Genomic DNA, 15,647 nt, shown 5'->3' with positions numbered 1-15,647 from the left:
CACTCGACCCCACCGCCCGAGGCCCTCCGCCCGGGAGAGCAGACGAGGACGACGCATGAACGCCACCCCCGGCACGTCCGACCCGACCATGGAGGCCATCGGCCGCGCCGTCGCCGCGGGCCGGGCCGGCGACACCGCCTCCGCCCGGCGCGCCCTGCTGGACCTGTGGTCCGCGATCGGTGTCACCGGCGACCCGCTGCACCGCTGCACCCTCGCTCACCACCTGGCGGACCTCCACGAGGATCCCGCCCAGGCCCTGGCCTGGGACATCCGGGCCCTGGACGCCGCCGACGCCCTGACCGAACGACGCCTGCGGGAGCATCACGCCGGCCTCCGCGTCGCCGGCTTCTACCCGTCCCTGCACCTCAACCTGGCCGACGCCTACCGCAGGCTCGGGTCCTTCGCGGCCGCCGCCGAGCACGTCGAAGCGGCCCGGGAACACCTCCCCGACCTGCCCCGGGACTCCTACGGCGACCTGCTGCGCACCGCCGTCGAAGAGGTCGCGGGAGCCGTCGCCGAGCGGGACACCACCCGGCGCGCCTCCGCACCGGACCCCGCGGCCGCGCCCGGGTGACGCGGCTCCCCGGCCCGCTCAGTACCGCACGGCCGTGCCCAGGTACTGCTCCGCGAAGGCCGCGGCGGCGGTGGGGGAGGTGAACAGGCGGCGGAGGCGGGCGACCGTGGTGCCCGCGCGGAAGGGGTCGCCCGAGGCGGTGCCGTGGAACACCTCCGACAGCCACTGCGAGAACTCCTGGTAGTCCCACACGCGCCGCAGGCACGCCTCCGAGTAGCCGGCCAGGCCGCTGTCGTCGCCCTCCGTGAGGCGGGCGACCAGGGCGTCGCCCAGCAGGAAGGCGTCGTGGAGGGCGAGGTTCATGCCCTTGGCGGCGATGGGGGCGACGAGGTGGGCCGCGTCGCCGGCGAGGAGGAGACGGCCGTGCACCATCGGCTCCACGACGTAGTCGTGCAGGTCGAGCACGCGCTTCTCGATCAGCGCGCCTTCCGCCAGCGGAGGGGCACCGGCCGCCCCGAGCCGTTGCCGGAGCTCGGCCCAGACGCGTTCGTGCGGCCAGTCGGCCGGGTCGTCGCCCGGCGGGCACTGGAGGTAGTAGCGGGTCACCTCGGGGCTGCGCGGCATGTGGCCGGCGAACCCGCGCGGGTGGCAGCCGAACAGCACGCAGTCCGAGGACGGCGGCGCCTGCGCGAGCAGCGCCAGCCAGCCGATGCCGTAGTCGTGCCGCGCGACGCGCGCCCGCCCCGGCGGCAGCGACGCCCGGGCGACCCCGCGCGCCCCGTCGCAGCCCGCGACGAACGCGCAGGCCACGACCTGCCGCCGGCCCGTCGCGGGGCAGGTGTACGACACGGACGGCCGGTCGGTGCCGAGGCCGTGCAGCGCCACGTCCCGGACGCCGAACCGTATCTCCCCGCCGCGCACGTCGGCGTACTCGCGGACCAGGTCCGTCACCACCAGCGGCTGCGGGTACACGAAATGCCGGCGGCCCGTCAGCTCCTCGTAGGAGAACCGGTAGCGCTCCCCGGAGAAGCGGAACTCGCACGCCGTGTGCAGCTCCGCCCGCTCCAGCAGGTTCCGTGCCAGGCCCCGCGCTTCGAGGCCGCGCACCGCCCACTCCTCCAGGACCCCGGCCCGGGGCCGGTTCTCGATGAACTCCCGGGTCTCGGCCTCCAGGACCAGGCAGTCCACGCCGGCGGCCCGCAGCACGTTGCCGACGGTCAGTCCGGCGGGTCCGGCGCCCACGATCACGACCGGAAAGCGTTGCGCGGCGGGGGAGTTGGGGAGGGCGTCGGTCACCGGGCCATTATGCGGGCCGGTGACCGGACGGGGGCACGGCCGCGTCACCCCGTCCCGGCCGCGGGGCGCCTAGCCGAGCCGCGGGATCTCGATCGCGGGGCAGCGGTCCATCACCATCTCCAGGCCCGCCGCGCGGGTCCGCTCGTACGCGGCCTCGTCCACGACGCCGAGCTGGAACCACACCGCCCCGGCGCCCTTGGCGACCGCCTCGTCGGCGACCGCCCCGGCCAGGTCGCTGTTCACGAACACGTCCACGACGTCCACCTCGAAGGGGATGTCCGCCAGACTGGCGTAACCCCGCTCGCCGTGCACCGTCTCGGCCTTGGGGTGCACCGGCACGATCCGCTTGCCGTAGCGCTGGAGCACCTCGGCCACGCCGTACGCCGGCCGCCGCCGGTTGGACGACAGGCCCACCACGGCCCAGGTGTCACCGAGCCCGGTGAGGATCTTGCGGACCGCCGCCTCGTCGCCGTACACCGTCGGCCTCCTCGGAGGATGGGGAAAGAGCTGCCGCTCCGGCAACGTCCGGCGGTGCGCGGTGATTCCCGGCGCCCGGGTGGGTCCGAGTGCCCGGTGCCGGTGCCGGTGTCGGCGGGTGGCGTGCGGGCGGGCGCCGGCGGGGCGCGCGTGCGGGCCGGGGCGCGGCACGGCCGGCGGGAGGAGCCGGCATGCCTCGCGCGGACCGGTCCGCGCGCCTACGCTCGCCTCGTGCTGCGCATCACCGACGCCCGGACTGGCGGACTCGTCGACGCCGCCCCCGCCCGCCGTGGTCTGACGCGCGTCGAGGCGCACGCGCCCGGCGCCGGCCCCACCGGTCTGCGGGTGCTGCTCGTCGCCGACCTGCTCGTGCGCGCCCTGGAGCTGGGCGGCACGCCCGTGTGGGCCGTGCTGACCGCCGAGCGCGAGCGGGCGGAGCTGCGGGCGGGGGCGCGGGCCCTGGGGATCCGGCCCTTCGAGGACGGCGGGGACGCCGGTGCCGGACCGGGCGGGGCCCGCGTCCTGCGCGTCGAGGGCGAGGGCGAGGGCGAGGGCGAGGGCGGGGGCGGAGGTGGGGGCGACGGCGGCACGGCACCCGGCGACCGGATCCGGATCACCGTCGCTCCCGTGGAGTTGCCGACGCCACCGACGTCACCGACGTCCGCCGACCGGTCCGCCCCCCCACCCACCGGCCCGTCCGCCGCCCCACCCACCGGCCCGTCCGCCGACGTCCCGCCCGCCGGCCCGGGAGCCCCGCTCGCCGGGGCCGAACCCGCGACCCTGCGCCTGGCCCTCCTCGCCCACCGCCGGGACACGCCGCTGCGGCTCGACGCGGCCGCCCTGGACGACGCCGGCGCCGTCCTCGCCCACTGGCGCCGCGCGGTCGCCGCCTGGGCGCGCCGGCCCTCCCGGCCCGTCCCCGAGGAGGTGCGCGGACGGCTCCGCACCGCCTGGGAGGACGACCTGGACACGCCCGCGGTGCTCCGCGTCCTGCGGCAGGTGGAGACCGACGCGGACCTGCCCGACGGCGCCCGCTTCGAGACGTACGCCTACGCCGACCGGCTCCTCGGCCTCGACCTCACCCGCGACCTGGGATCCCCGGCGTGATCGAGCGGGCGGGCGCGGGCCCGCTGCGCCGCCTGGCCGTGCTGCGGCACGCCAAGTCCGCGCGGCCCCCGGGAGTCCCCGACCACGACCGGCCGCTCGCCCCGCGCGGCCTGCGCGACGCCCCGGCGGCCGGGCGCGCGCTGCTGGAGGCCGACTGCCTGCCCGACCTCGCGCTGTGCTCCACCGCCGTCCGCGCCCGCCGCACCTGGGAGATCGCCGCCGCGCAGTGGGGCACGCCCCCGCCGTTCCGCCTCGACGCCCGCCTGTACGGCGCCGACGCCGGCGACCTGCTCGCCGTCGTGCACGAGGTGCCCGCCGAGGTCGGCACCCTGCTGCTCGTCGGGCACAACCCGGGCCTGGAGGACCTGGTCCTGGAGCTCGCCGGGGACGGCCTCGACGACACGCTGGACCGGGTCCGCGCGAAGTTCCCCACCGCGGCGTTCGCCGTGCTGTCCTGGCGCGGCGCGACCTGGCGGGCCCTCGCCCCCGGCACCGCGCTCCTGACGTCCCTGACCGTCCCGCGCGGCGGGAAGCGGTAGCCGGACCGGCCCGCCGCGGGACGGCCGCATAGGCTGGCCGGATGCAGGACGAGTACCGCACGGTCGCCCGCGCGGGCGTGCACGAGACCGAGGTCAACCGCTCCCGCTTCCTGTGCGCGCTCGCCCCGGCGGCCACCGAGCGGGAGGCCCAGGACTTCATCGCCGCCGTGCGCAAGGAGCACGCGGCCGCCACCCACAACTGCTGGGCGTACGTCATCGGCGCCGACGCCTCCGTGCAGAAGGCCAGCGACGACGGCGAGCCCGGCGGCACCGCCGGCGTCCCCATGCTCCAGATGCTGCTGCGCCGGGACATGCGGTACGTCGTGGCCGTCGTCACCCGCTACTACGGCGGCGTCAAGCTCGGCGCGGGCGGGCTCATCCGGGCGTACGGCGGCGCGGTCGGCGAGGCCCTGGACGCCCTCGGCACGCGCACCCGGCGGCGGTTCCGCCTCGCCACGGTCACCGTCGACCACCAGCGCGCGGGCAAGGTGCAGAACGACCTGCGCGCCACCGGCCGTGAGATCCGTGACGTGCGCTACGGCGAGGCGGTCACCCTGGAGATCGGGCTGCCGGACGCCGACGTGGCCGCCTTCCGCGCCTGGCTCGCGGACGCCACGGCCGGAACCGCCGGATTCGACCTGGGCGGGGAGGCGTACGGGGACGCCTGACGAGCCGGGCGAACGGGGTGACGGGCCGGGTGCGCGGGCCGGACCGGCGCGGGTGATGACGGGCGATACGGGAGTAACGGCCCGTGCCGGCAGGCCCGCCGGTTAGTCTCGGGGATCATGCGACTCCTGCACACTTCCGACTGGCACCTGGGCCGGCCGTTCCACCGGGTCGGCATGCTCGATGCCCAGGCCGCGTTCATCGGCCACCTCGTCGGCACCGTCCGCGAGCGCGGTGTCGACGCGGTGGTCGTGTCGGGGGACGTGTACGACCGCGCGGTGCCGCCGCTGGCCGCGGTGGAACTGTTCGACGACGCCCTGCACCGGCTCGCCGCCCTCGGCGTGCCGACCGTGATGATCTCCGGGAACCACGACTCGGCCCGCCGCCTCGGCGTCGGCGCCGGACTCATCGGGCGCGCCGGCATCCACCTGCGCACCGATCCGGCGGCGTGCGGCACGCCCGTGCTGCTGTCCGACGCCCACGGCGACGTGGCCTTCTACGGCCTGCCCTACCTGGAGCCCGCCCTGGTGAAGGACACGCTCGGCGTGGCGAAGGCGGGGCACGAGGCCGTGCTCGCCGCCGCCATGGACCGGGTCCGCGCCGACCTCGCCACGCGCGCGCGGGGCACCCGCTCCGTCGTCCTCGCCCATGCCTTCGTCACCGGCGGCGAACCCAGCGACAGCGAGCGGGACATCACCGTGGGCGGGGTGGCCGCCGTGCCCGCCGGCGTCTTCGACGGCGTCGACTACGTGGCGCTCGGGCACCTGCACGGCTGCCAGACCATCACCGACCGCGTCCGCTACTCCGGCTCCCCGCTGCCGTACTCCTTCTCGGAGGCCGCGCACCGCAAGAGCATGTGGCTCGTCGACCTCGGTGCCGACGGCGCGGTCACCGCCGAGCGCGTCGACTGCCCCGTGCCGCGCGCCCTGGCCCGCATCCGGGGCACGCTGGAGGAACTGCTCGCCGATCCGGACCTCGCGCGCCACGAGGAGGCGTGGGTCGAGGCGACGCTCACCGACCCGGTCCGCCCGGCCGACCCCATGGCCCGGCTCACCGAGCGCTTCCCGCACACGCTCAGCCTGGTCTTCGACCCGCAGCGGCCCCCGGACGAAGCCGAGGTGTCCTACGCCCGGCGCCTGGCCGGCCGCAGCGACCAGCAGATCGCCGAGGACTTCGTCGCCCACGTGCGCGGTGCCGGACCCGACGACCGCGAACAGGCCGTGCTGCGCGACGCGTTCGACGCCGTGCGCGCCGACGAGACCGTGCGGGAGGTGGCGCGGTGACCCCGGTCCGTACGGTCCCCGCCGACGGAAGGGGAGCCCGGTGAGGCTGCACCGGCTGGACATCACCGCCTTCGGGCCGTTCGGCGCGACCCAGAGCGTCGACTTCGACGCCCTGTCGGCGGGCGGGCTGTTCCTGCTGCACGGGCCCACCGGCGCGGGCAAGACGTCCGTGCTGGACGCCGTGTGCTACGCGCTGTACGGCTCGGTCCCCGGCGCCCGGCAGAGCGGCCAGGGCATGACCCTGCGCAGCGACCACGCCGCGCCCGCCACCCGCACCGAGGTCACCCTCGACCTCACCGTCGCCGGACGCCGGCTGGAGATCACCCGCCAGCCGCCCTGGGAACGTCCCAAGCTGCGCGGCAAGGGCATGACGACCGACAAGGCCCAGACCTGGCTGCGCGAGTACGACGCGGCGGCCGGGACCTGGAAGGACCTCAGCCGCTCGCACCAGGAGATCGGCGAGGAGATCACCCGACTGCTCGGCATGAGCCGGGAGCAGTTCTGCCAGGTCGTGCTGCTGCCCCAGGGGGACTTCGCGCGGTTCCTGCGCGCCGACGCCGAGGCGCGCGGCAGGCTGCTGGGCCGCCTGTTCGACACCCGCCGCTTCGCCGAGGTCGAGAAGCGCCTCGCCGAGCGGCGGCGCGCCACCGAGACCCGGGTGCGGGACGGCGACGCGGCCCTGCTGGCCGACGCCCACCGCATGCAGCAGGCCGCCGGCGACGCCATGGAACTGCCGGAGCTGGCGCCGGGCGAACCGGGCCTGGCCGAGGCCGTCCTCGGCGCCGCCGCCGTCGCCCGCTCCACCGCCCGCGAACAGCTCACCGTCGCCCGCTGCCGCCTGGCCGCCGCCGAGTCCGCCCAGGCCGCCGCCGACCGGGCCCTGGACGGCGCACGCGAACAGGACCGGCTGCAGCGGCGGTTCGCCGAGGCGCAGGAGCGGGCGAGGGCGCTCCAGGCGCGGGCCGACGCGCACCACGCGGCGCTGGCGCGCAGGGAGCGGGCCCGCAAGGCCGAGGCGGTGGCGCCCGCGCTGGAACTGCGGGAGGCCGCCGAGGCCGAGCACCGCGCGGCGGCCGCCGCCGAGGCACGCGCGCGTGCGCTGCTGCCGGGCGAGTTCGCGGACGCCGGCGCGGCCGGGCTCGCGGCCGCCGCGCGCCGGGCCGCCGAGGAGCTCGGCGGGCTGGCCTCGGCCCGCCGGGCCGAGCTGCGGCTGGCCGACCTGGTCGCCGAACGCGCCGACCTGGACCGCCAGGAGCGCGCCGACGACGACGTCCTGGCCGAGGCCGAGCACTGGCTCGCGGAGTGGGAGGACACCCGCGCGGACCTCCAGGCCCGCATCGAGTCGGCGCAGGAGGCCGCCGCCCGGGCCGAACAGCTCGCCGTGCAGCGCGAGCCCGCGCGAAAGCGGCTCGGGGCCGCCCGCGAGCGCGACCGGCTCACCACGCAGACCGAGCAGGCCGCCGAACGGGCGCGCGAGGCGCGGGAACGGGCGCTGCGGGCCAAGCAGCACTGGCTCGACCTGAAGGAACAGCGGCTGGACGGCATCGCCGCCGAACTCGCCGCGCACCTCACCGACGGCCGGCCGTGCGCCGTCTGCGGCGCCACCGAGCACCCCGCCCCCGCCCGCAAGGTCACCGGGCACGTCGACCGCGAGGCCGAGGAACGCGCCCTGGCCGCCTACCAGCGCGCCGACGAACAGCACGCCGAGGAGGAACGGCACCTCGGCACCGTACGGGAGGCGCTGGCCGCCGCCACCGCCGAGGCCGGGGACACGCCGACCGCGCACATCGCGCGGGAGGCCGAGGAGCTGGAGGAGCGGTACGCGCGCGACCGCGCCGCCGCGTCCGTGCTGCACGCCGCGCAGGAGCGGCTGCGGCAGGCCGAGCACGAGCACGAGCGGCGCGTCGCCGCCCAGCGGGAGGCCGCCGTCCGGGCCGCCTCCCGCGTGGGCCACCGCGAGCGGCTGGACAGCGAGAGCGCGGCGCTGCGGGAGGAGTTGGCGCGTGCCCGGGGCGACGCCGGGAGCGTCGCCGCGCGCGCCGCGCAGCTGGAGCGGCGGGCCGCGCTGCTCACCGACGCCGCCGACGCGGTCCGCGCCGCCGAGGACACCGCCCAGCGGCTGAAGGACGCCGACGCCCGGCTCGCGGACGCCGCCTTCCGCGCCGGTTTCGACACCCCGCAGGCCGCCGCCGACGCCCTCCTCGACGACGCCGCCCACCGCGAACTGCAGCGGCGGCTGGACGCCTGGCAGCACGAGGAGGCCGCCGTCCGCGCCGTCCTCGCCGAGGCCGACATCGCGGCCGCCGCCGCGCGGCCGCCCGCCGACCTCGCCGGTGCGCGGCGGGCCGCGGAGGCGGCGGACCGACGGCTGCGCGAAGCCGTCTCCGCCCGCGACGCCGCCGCCCGGCGCTGCGCCGAACTCGACGCGCTCTCCGCGCGGGCGGCCGACGCGGTCCGGCGGCTGGCGCCGCTGCGGGAGGAGTACGACCGGGTGGCCCGCATGGCCGGCCTCACCGCGGGCACCTCCGCGGACAACGAACGCCGGATGCGCCTGGAGTCGTACGTGCTGGCGGCCCGTCTGGAACAGGTCGCCGCCGCCGCGACCGTCCGGCTGCTGCGCATGTCCTCCGGCCGCTACACCCTCGTCCACTCCGACGACCGCACCGGACGCGGCCGCAGCGGGCTCGGGCTGCATGTCGTCGACGCCTGGACCGGCCGGGAGCGGGACACGGCGACGCTGTCGGGCGGCGAGACGTTCTTCGCCTCGCTCGCCCTGGCCCTCGGCCTCGCCGACGTGGTCACGGACGAGGCGGGCGGGGTCCGGCTCGACACGCTCTTCATCGACGAGGGCTTCGGCAGCCTCGACGACCAGACCCTCGACGAGGTCCTCGACGTCCTCGACTCCCTGCGGGAACGCGACCGCAGCGTCGGCATCGTCAGCCACGTCGCCGACCTGCGGCGGCGCATCCACGCCCGGCTGGAGGTCGTGAAGGGCCGGTCCGGCTCGGTGCTGCGGCAGCGGGACGCCGGCTGAGGTCAGTGCCCGAGCGGCCGGCGCGGCAGCGGCGAGGAGTAGACGACGCTGGTCGTCACCGAGCCGAGCGCGCCGATCCTGCCGGAGACCTCCTCCAGGTGGCGCATGGAGCGGGCCGCGACCTTGATGACGAAGCAGTCGTCGCCCGTGACGTGGTGCGCCTCCAGGATCTCGGGCGTCACGGCGACGAGGTCGTGGAAGGGCTTGTAGTTGCCGGTCGGGTACCGCAGCCGGACGAAGGCCAGGATCGGCAGGCCGAGCCGCTCCGGGTCCACGACCGCCGCGTAGCCCCGGATGACGCCGGCCTCCTCCAGGCGCCGCACCCGTTCGGTGACCGCGCTCGCGGACATGGAGACGGCCCGGGCCAGCTCGGCGAAACTGGCCCGGCCCTCCCGCTGGAGGACGTCGAGGATGCGCCAGTCGGTGGCGTCCGGGGAATACGCGGTCATCCCCGAGGGATAGCAGGGGAATCCCCGCCGGATCAAGAGCAGGGCCGTGGATCGCGCCTTCAGGACGGCGCCCGGCGTCCGTAGATTTCGGGTCATCGCGATCCGCCGACGAAAGGCCAGCCATGACCGCCGCCACCTCCGCCGCCCACCCCGTCCTGCGCGTCGCCCCGGCCGCCCCCGCCGAGGCGGCCGCCCACTTCCGCGCGAGCCTCGCCTTCCACACCGACGCCTCGGACGTGGCCGCCGCGCTCGCGGCCGGCGGCGACCCCGGCTTCGTCGTCGTGGACTCCCGTTCCACCGAGGCCTGGGACCAGGGGCACGTTCCCGGCGCCGTCCACCTGCCGACCGCGCTCGTCCCCGAGCGGGCCGCACGGCTCCTCGACCCGGCCGTGCCGGTCGTGACGTACTGCTGGGGCCCCGGCTGCAACGGCGCCGCCCGCGCCGCCCTGGCCCTGGCCGAACGCGGCTACCGGGTCAAGGAGATGCTCGGCGGCTTCGAGTACTGGGTGCGCGAGGGCTTCGCGTTCGAGACCCGGCAGGGCCCGCAGCGCCGCACCGCCGACCCGCTGACCGCGCCGGCGGACGCCGCGCACTGCGGCTGCTGAACCCGGGCCCGCCGCCCGGCCCGACCCCCGGGCGGGCACCCGCCGTTCGCCCTGTAGGTTCTGCCGCATGGTGCGATACGCGGAACCGGGCGCGGTGGAGTGGGTCGAGTCGGGCGGCGGTCCGCTCGTGGCGGTGCCGGAGACGGTCCTGCCGTTCTGGACGGGCGCGGACGGCGAGGAGACCGCCTCGGACTACGACCGGGCCTGCGAGGTCGACGGCCCCGTCGGCCTGCTGCCCGTCGGCGACGCCACGGCCCTGGTGCTGGGCGACGAACCCGCCTCCACCGCCTACCTGCCCGCCCACGGCACGTTCGTGCGCTGGGGCGCCGCCGACGGCGAGGAGGAACTGCTGGCGAGCGTTCCGGCGGCGCTGCGCACCGCGCAGTGGGAGCCGGAGGTGGGCTGGGAGGTGCCCGGAACGGTCCTGCTGTTCGACGCGGCCTGGCCCGGCCCGGACTCCGCCCGCGCCGACCACGTACGGGTCGCGCTGGAGCCCGGCCGCTACGCCGTCCGCGCGGCCCAGGTGCAGCCCGGTCCGGAGACGTGGCTGGGCCTGGTGCAGCTCCGGCGGCTGGCGGCGCAGGAGGCACCCGGGGCGAGGTGACCGGACTTCGCCCCGGCCCGGCTGCCCGCGCACCGGCCCCGGGGCCCACCGGCCCGCGGACCGCCGCACGTACCCGCGTGACGTCCGATTTCCGCGTGCACCAAAGGAGTTCAGGCCCGCACGCGGAACTGCTTCCGCCCGGGCCCCGGGCCCGGAGGCGAACGTGCACGGTACGCCGGCACCCGAAAACGGCGTGCACCGGGCCCGCCGGCCCTGTCGGCCCGCGGACCGTCGCACGCACCCGCGCGTGACGTCCGACTCCCTTGCGCACCAGAGCAGTTCGGACCCGCACGCGGAACGGCTTCCGCCCGGGCCCCGGGCCGGGAGGCGAACGCGTGCACGGTACGCCGTCCTCCTCTGCCGGCACCCGAAAACGGCGTGCTTCGGTCCCGGGGCCCACCGGCCCGCGGACCGCCGCACGCACCCGCGTGACGTCCGACTCCCGCGCCCACCAGAGCAGTTCGGACCCGCACGCGGACCCGCTTCCGCCCGGGCCCCGGGCCGGGAGGCGAACGCGTGCACGGTACGCCGCCCCCCTCCGCCGGCACCCGAAAACGGCGTGCGCCGGGCCCGTCGAGCGGCCACCATGGGCAACCATGCCCCCCTTCCCGCACCCCGCCCCCGAGGAACTGCGCCGCGACCCCCTGCCGTTGCGCGGCCGGACCGCGCTGGTGACCGGTGCCAGCCGGCGCGGCGGCATCGGGCACGCCGTCGCCCGCCGGCTCGCCGCGTACGGGGCGAGCGTCTACCTGCACCACCACGTGCCGCACGACGCCGCCATGCCCTGGGGCGCCGACCGGATCGAGGACGTCGTCGCCTCCGTGCGGGACGCGCTCGGCGACCCGCGGGCCCGCGTCGTCGCGGGACCCGGCGACCTCGCCGACCCGGACGCGCCCGCGGCCCTCGTGGACCGGGCCGCCGGGGAACTCGGCGGCCGCCTCGACGTCCTCGTCGCCAACCACGCCCTCAGCGGCTCCGACGGCACCCTCGACACCGTCGACGCCGCCATGCTCGACGCGCACTGGGCGGTCGACACACGGTCGGTGCTGCTGCTCGTCCAGGCCTACGCGCGACGGCGCGCCGCGCTCCCGCCGCGCACCCCGGGCGGGCGCGTGGTGCTGATGACCTCCGGCCAGGACCTCGGCGGCGGCATGCCCGGCGAGATCGCGTACGCCCTGCAGAAGGGGGCGCTCGCCTCGGTCACCCGCTCCCTGGCGACCGCCCTCGCCGAGCACGCCGTCACGGTGAACGCCGTCAACCCCGGCCCCGTGGACACGGGCTACCTGACCGGTGAGGCGTACGAGGCCGTCGCCGCGCTCTTCCCCGCCGGGCGGTGGGGCAGGCCCGACGACCCGGCCCGCCTCATCGCGTGGCTGGCCACGGACGAGGCGGAGTGGGTCACCGGCCAGGTCGTCGACTCCGAGGGCGGCTTCCGGCGCTGATCACAGCGCGGCGAGCTCGTCCACCAGGTCGTCCAGGCCCAGCGACCCCTGCGACAGCGCCGCCATGTGCCACGCCTTCAGGTCGAAGGCGTCCCCGTGCCGCTCGCGGGCCTTCTCCCGGCCCAGCAGCCAGGCCCGTTCGCCGAGCTTGTAGCCGATCGCCTGGCCCGGGATCGTCAGGTAGCGGGTCAGCTCGCTCTCCACGAAGTCCGCGGGACGGCTGCTGTGCGCGCCGAAGAACTCCTGGGCCAGCTCCGGCGTCCAGCGCTCGCCCGGGTGGAACGGGGAGTCCGCCGGGATCTCCAGCTCCAGGTGCATGCCGATGTCCACGATGACCCGGGCCGCGCGCATCATCTGCGCGTCGAGGTAGCCGAGCCGCTGCTCCGGGTCGGTGAGGAAGCCCAGCTCGTCCATCAGGCGCTCGGCGTACAGCGCCCACCCCTCGGCGTTGGCGCTGACCATGCCGATGGACGCCTGGTAGCGGGAGAGGTCCTCCGCCACGTGCACCCACTGGGCCAGCTGCAGGTGGTGGCCCGGCACGCCCTCGTGGTACCAGGTCGACACCAGGTCGTACACCGGGAAGCGGGTCTGGCCCATGGTCGGCAGCCAGGTGCGGCCCGGGCGGGAGAAGTCCTCCGACGGGGGCGTGTAGTACGGCGCCGCGGCGCCGCCGGGCGGGGCGATGCGCGACTCCACCCGCCGGACCCGCTCGGCGAGTTCGAAGTGGGTGCCGTCGAGCGCGTCGATGGCCTGGTCCATCAGGCCCTGCAGCCAGTCGCGGACCTCGTCGACGCCCTCGATGTGCCGGCCGTGCTCGTCCAGGTGCGCGAGCGCCACCCAGGGCGTCGCGGCGCCCGGCAGGATCTTCTCGGCCTCCTTGCGCATCTCGCCGAGGATGCGGTGGAACTCCGACCAGCCGTAGGCGTACGCCTCGTCCAGGTCGAGGTCCGTGCCGTTGAAGTAGCGCGCCCAGCGGGCGTAGCGCTCGCGGCCCACCGTGTCCGGGGCGCCCTCGACGGCCGGCGCGTACACGTCGCGCATCCAGTCCCGCAGCTCCACCACGGCCGCGGTCGCCCCGCGGGCGGCCCCGTCGAGCTCCGCGCGCAGCGCCTCGGGGCCGGCCGCGGCGAAGTCCTCGAACCAGCCGCGCCCGGAGCCGGTGTCCGCCCACTCGGAGAGCTGCCCGACGAACGTGGCCGTCGGGCGCGGAGCGGCGTACAGCTTGCGCTCCAGCCCGAGTTCCAGCGACTCGCGGTAGCCGGCCAGCGCGGCCGGCACCGCGCGCAGCCGCTCGGCGATCGCCGCCCAGTCCTGCTCGGTCTGCGCCGGCGTCACGGTGAACACCTCGCGCACCGAGTGGGCGATCGTGGCCAGGTTGCCGACCGAGCGCAGGCCCTCGTCGGCCTCGTGCACGGCGAGTTCCGCGGTCAGCCGCTCGCGCAGCAGGCGCGCGCACCGGCGCTCCACGTCGCGCTCGGCGCCGGGCCGGCGCTCGGCCTCGTCGAGCCGCGCGAGGGTGGCCCGCTGGAGCTCGGCCAGGGCCCGCTGGCCCGCGGGCGAGGTGTCGGGCAGGCGGCTGGAGCTCTCCGGCACACCGAGGTACGTACCGGTGATCGGGTCGAGGGCGACGAGCTCGTCGACGTACGCGTCGGCGACCTCGCGGGGCAGCGGGCTGGTGATCTGAGACATGCGGACCATCCTGGTACGACGGCCGCCCCCCGTCACCCGGATTGAGCCGTGGGCGAAGGCGGCAGCAGCGGTCCGCAGTCCCACTGCTGGAAGATCAGCCGGGTCTCCACGCGTGCCACTTCGCGCCGGGCCGTGAACTCGTCCAGCACCAGCCGCTGGAGGTCGGCCATGTCCGCCACCGCGACGTGCACCAGGTAGTCGTCCGGCCCGGTCAGGTGGAAGACGGTCCGCGACTCCGGCAGCGCCCGGATGCGTTCCACGAAGGGCCCCACCAGCTCCCGGCGGTGCGGCCTGACCTGCACGGACAGCAACGCCTGAAGGCCCCGGCCCAGCTTGGCCGGATCGAGTTGCAGCCGGTGCCCCAGGATCACGCCCGAGCGGCGCAGCCGGGTCACCCGGTCAAGACAGGTCGACGGCGCGACCCCGACCTGCGCGGCGAGGTCCCGGTAGGTCGTCCGGGCGTCGTTCTGCAACAGCCGCAGCAGATGGAGATCCACCGGATCCAGTACGACAGACTCGGCCATCGGCCGAACGTAGCACGGTCTTCGCGTCCGGTGACCCGGCCGGTGTTCACCCTTCGTCCATGGACCTGGGCATGGACATGAACACGGACACGAACGCGGGCACGGACGCGGGCGCACGCCCGCGCACCGCGCCGCGCGCGCTCGCCACCGAGGCCGTGCACGCCGGCCGCGACGACCTGGCCCGGCAGGGCCTGCACGCCCCGCCGATCGACCTGTCCACCACCTACCCGTCGTACGACAGCCGCGGCGAGGCCGCCCGGATCGACGCCTTCGCCGCCACCGGCGCCGAACCGGACGGCCCGCCGGTGTACGGGCGGCTCGGCAACCCGACCGTCGCCCGCTTCGAGACCGCGCTGGCCCGCCTGGAGGGCACCGAGGCCGCGGTCGCCTTCGCCAGCGGCATGGCCGCGCTCAGCGCCGTCCTGCTCGTGCGCGGCTCCCAGGGCCTGCGGCACGTCGTCGCCGTACGCCCCCTGTACGGGTGCAGCGACCACCTGTTGACCGCCGGGCTGCTCGGCTCCGAGGTGACCTGGACCGACCCGGCCGGGGTCGCGGACGCGCTGCGCCCGGACACCGGGCTGGTACTGGTGGAGTCCCCGGCCAACCCGACCCTGGCCGAGGTCGACCTGCGGGCCGTGGCCCACTCCTGCGGGTCCGTGCCGCTGCTCGTGGACAACACCTTCGCCACACCCGTACTCCAGCGCCCCGCCGAGCAGGGGGCGCGGCTGGTGCTGCACAGCGCGACCAAGTACCTGGGCGGGCACGGGGACGTGCTCGCCGGGGTCGTGGCCTGCGACGAGGAGTTCGCGGGACGGCTGCGGCAGGTGCGGTTCGCCACCGGCGGCGTCCTGCACCCGCTGGCCGGCTACCTGCTGCTGCGGGGCCTGTCGACCCTGCCGGTCCGGGTCCGGGCCGCGTCCGCCTCGGCCGCCGAGCTCGCCGGGCGCCTCGCCGCCGACCCGCGCGTGGCCCGCGTCCACTACCCCCGCATCGGCGGCGCCATGGTCGCCTTCGAGGTGCACGGCGACCCGCACGAGGTGATCGCCGGGGTACGCCTCGTCACCCCGGCGGTGAGCCTCGGCAGCGTCGACACGCTCATCCAGCACCCGGCGTCCATCAGCCACCGCATCGTCGACGCCGCCGACCGCCGCGACGCCGGGGTGAGCGACCGGCTGCTGCGCCTGTCGGTGGGCCTGGAGGACGTCGACGACCTGTGGACCGACCTGGACCGGGCGCTGGGGGAGCGGGCCGCCGCGGCGCCGGGCGTCCGGCACGGGGCGGGCCCCGCCGACCCGGTACGGCGGCCCGCGACCTGACCTCCCGGGACGGCGGGCCGGGAAGCGGACGGGCCCGCCCCCCCGGGGCGGGGCCGCCCCCCCCCCCGGCGGCGGGCGCCCCCCCCCCCCCGGGGCGGGCGG

Annotated in this window: 15 protein-coding genes; 10 read left to right on the top strand and 5 right to left on the bottom strand. The window is 76.9% G+C overall.

Going from position 1 to position 15,647, the window contains the following annotated elements:
• The first annotated feature begins 55 nt into the window (after positions 1-55).
• A complete protein-coding gene (locus ACIF8T_RS33560) occupies positions 56-574 on the top strand; it encodes a hypothetical protein (RefSeq protein WP_400040358.1) in 519 nt (172 codons plus the stop codon).
• A gap of 18 nt (positions 575-592) precedes the next feature.
• On the opposite strand, the gene ACIF8T_RS33555 is transcribed toward ACIF8T_RS33560, so the two are convergent.
• A complete protein-coding gene (locus ACIF8T_RS33555) occupies positions 593-1,810 on the bottom strand; it encodes a 4-hydroxybenzoate 3-monooxygenase (RefSeq protein WP_400040356.1) in 1,218 nt (405 codons plus the stop codon).
• Positions 1,811-1,879: 69 nt separating this feature from the next.
• Positions 1,880-2,287, bottom strand: a complete 408-nt coding sequence (locus ACIF8T_RS33550; RefSeq protein ID WP_400040355.1) for a CoA-binding protein — start codon at positions 2,285-2,287, stop codon at positions 1,880-1,882.
• A 231-nt stretch (positions 2,288-2,518) separates the two neighbouring features.
• Here ACIF8T_RS33550 and ACIF8T_RS33545 point away from each other — a divergent pair, with 231 nt between their 5' ends.
• From ACIF8T_RS33545 to ACIF8T_RS33525, 5 genes are all read left to right on the top strand, one after another.
• Positions 2,519-3,394, top strand: a complete 876-nt coding sequence (locus ACIF8T_RS33545; RefSeq protein ID WP_400040353.1) for a hypothetical protein — start codon at positions 2,519-2,521, stop codon at positions 3,392-3,394.
• Positions 3,391-3,933, top strand: a complete 543-nt coding sequence (locus ACIF8T_RS33540; protein WP_400040352.1) for a SixA phosphatase family protein — start codon at positions 3,391-3,393, stop codon at positions 3,931-3,933. The genes ACIF8T_RS33545 and ACIF8T_RS33540 overlap by 4 nt, the downstream gene beginning before the upstream one ends.
• Positions 3,934-3,974: 41 nt before the next feature.
• On the top strand, positions 3,975-4,601 hold the full coding sequence (locus ACIF8T_RS33535) for a YigZ family protein (protein WP_400040350.1): 627 nt from the start codon (positions 3,975-3,977) through the stop codon (positions 4,599-4,601).
• Positions 4,602-4,718: 117 nt separating this feature from the next.
• On the top strand, positions 4,719-5,882 hold the full coding sequence (locus ACIF8T_RS33530; RefSeq protein ID WP_400040348.1) for an exonuclease SbcCD subunit D: 1,164 nt from the start codon (positions 4,719-4,721) through the stop codon (positions 5,880-5,882).
• Positions 5,883-5,922: 40 nt separating this feature from the next.
• Complete coding sequence (locus ACIF8T_RS33525; RefSeq protein WP_400040346.1) at positions 5,923-8,916, top strand: AAA family ATPase; 2,994 nt, start codon at positions 5,923-5,925, stop codon at positions 8,914-8,916.
• Positions 8,917-8,918: 2 nt separating this feature from the next.
• On the opposite strand, the gene ACIF8T_RS33520 is transcribed toward ACIF8T_RS33525, so the two are convergent.
• Positions 8,919-9,365: an Lrp/AsnC family transcriptional regulator gene (locus ACIF8T_RS33520; RefSeq protein ID WP_400040344.1), complete on the bottom strand. Its 447-nt coding sequence runs from the start codon at positions 9,363-9,365 to the stop codon at positions 8,919-8,921.
• 122 nt (positions 9,366-9,487) lie between these two features.
• Here ACIF8T_RS33520 and ACIF8T_RS33515 point away from each other — a divergent pair, with 122 nt between their 5' ends.
• From ACIF8T_RS33515 to ACIF8T_RS33505, 3 genes are all read left to right on the top strand, one after another.
• A complete protein-coding gene (locus ACIF8T_RS33515; protein ID WP_400040342.1) occupies positions 9,488-9,970 on the top strand; it encodes a rhodanese-like domain-containing protein in 483 nt (160 codons plus the stop codon).
• Between the two features lie 67 nt (positions 9,971-10,037).
• Positions 10,038-10,574 (top strand): immunity 21 family protein, encoded by a 537-nt coding sequence (locus tag ACIF8T_RS33510; RefSeq protein WP_400040341.1) that lies wholly within the window; start codon positions 10,038-10,040, stop codon positions 10,572-10,574.
• Positions 10,575-11,170: 596 nt separating this feature from the next.
• Positions 11,171-12,016 carry an SDR family oxidoreductase gene (locus ACIF8T_RS33505; RefSeq protein ID WP_400040339.1) on the top strand — a complete coding sequence of 282 codons (846 nt, stop codon included), beginning with the start codon at positions 11,171-11,173 and terminating at the stop codon, positions 12,014-12,016.
• Here ACIF8T_RS33505 and ACIF8T_RS33500 read toward each other — a convergent pair whose 3' ends face one another.
• On the bottom strand, positions 12,017-13,705 hold the full coding sequence (locus ACIF8T_RS33500) for a DUF885 domain-containing protein (protein WP_400040337.1): 1,689 nt from the start codon (positions 13,703-13,705) through the stop codon (positions 12,017-12,019).
• Between the two features lie 32 nt (positions 13,706-13,737).
• Positions 13,738-14,229, bottom strand: coding sequence for an Lrp/AsnC family transcriptional regulator (locus ACIF8T_RS33495; protein ID WP_400040335.1), 492 nt, complete (start codon positions 14,227-14,229; stop codon positions 13,738-13,740).
• Between the two features lie 77 nt (positions 14,230-14,306).
• On the opposite strand from ACIF8T_RS33495, the gene ACIF8T_RS33490 reads away from it, so the two are divergent.
• Positions 14,307-15,545, top strand: a complete 1,239-nt coding sequence (locus tag ACIF8T_RS33490) for a trans-sulfuration enzyme family protein (protein ID WP_400040472.1) — start codon at positions 14,307-14,309, stop codon at positions 15,543-15,545.
• Positions 15,546-15,647: the final 102 nt, after the last annotated feature.

Origin of the sequence: Streptomyces sp. NPDC085946 (assembly GCF_044540485.1) — a bacterium.
Taxonomy (GTDB): Bacteria; Actinomycetota; Actinomycetes; order Streptomycetales; family Streptomycetaceae; genus Streptomyces.
This window is presented reverse-complemented; position numbering and strand designations above follow the sequence as displayed.

Bases quoted from the DNA above. Each gene is read 5' to 3' on its own strand.
- ACIF8T_RS33535 (WP_400040350.1), top strand. From the start codon at position 3,975: ATGCAGGACGAGTACCGCACGGTCGCCCGCGCGGGCGTGCACGAGACC.
- ACIF8T_RS33530 (WP_400040348.1), top strand. From the start codon at position 4,719: ATGCGACTCCTGCACACTTCCGACTGGCACCTGGGCCGGCCGTTCCAC.
- ACIF8T_RS33490 (WP_400040472.1), top strand. From the start codon at position 14,307: ATGAACACGGACACGAACGCGGGCACGGACGCGGGCGCACGCCCGCGC.
- ACIF8T_RS33560 (WP_400040358.1), top strand. From the start codon at position 56: ATGAACGCCACCCCCGGCACGTCCGACCCGACCATGGAGGCCATCGGC.
- ACIF8T_RS33510 (WP_400040341.1), top strand. From the start codon at position 10,038: ATGGTGCGATACGCGGAACCGGGCGCGGTGGAGTGGGTCGAGTCGGGC.
- ACIF8T_RS33500 (WP_400040337.1), bottom strand. From the start codon at position 13,705: ATGTCTCAGATCACCAGCCCGCTGCCCCGCGAGGTCGCCGACGCGTAC.
- ACIF8T_RS33520 (WP_400040344.1), bottom strand. From the start codon at position 9,365: ATGACCGCGTATTCCCCGGACGCCACCGACTGGCGCATCCTCGACGTC.
- ACIF8T_RS33505 (WP_400040339.1), top strand. From the start codon at position 11,171: ATGCCCCCCTTCCCGCACCCCGCCCCCGAGGAACTGCGCCGCGACCCC.
- ACIF8T_RS33515 (WP_400040342.1), top strand. From the start codon at position 9,488: ATGACCGCCGCCACCTCCGCCGCCCACCCCGTCCTGCGCGTCGCCCCG.
- ACIF8T_RS33495 (WP_400040335.1), bottom strand. From the start codon at position 14,229: ATGGCCGAGTCTGTCGTACTGGATCCGGTGGATCTCCATCTGCTGCGG.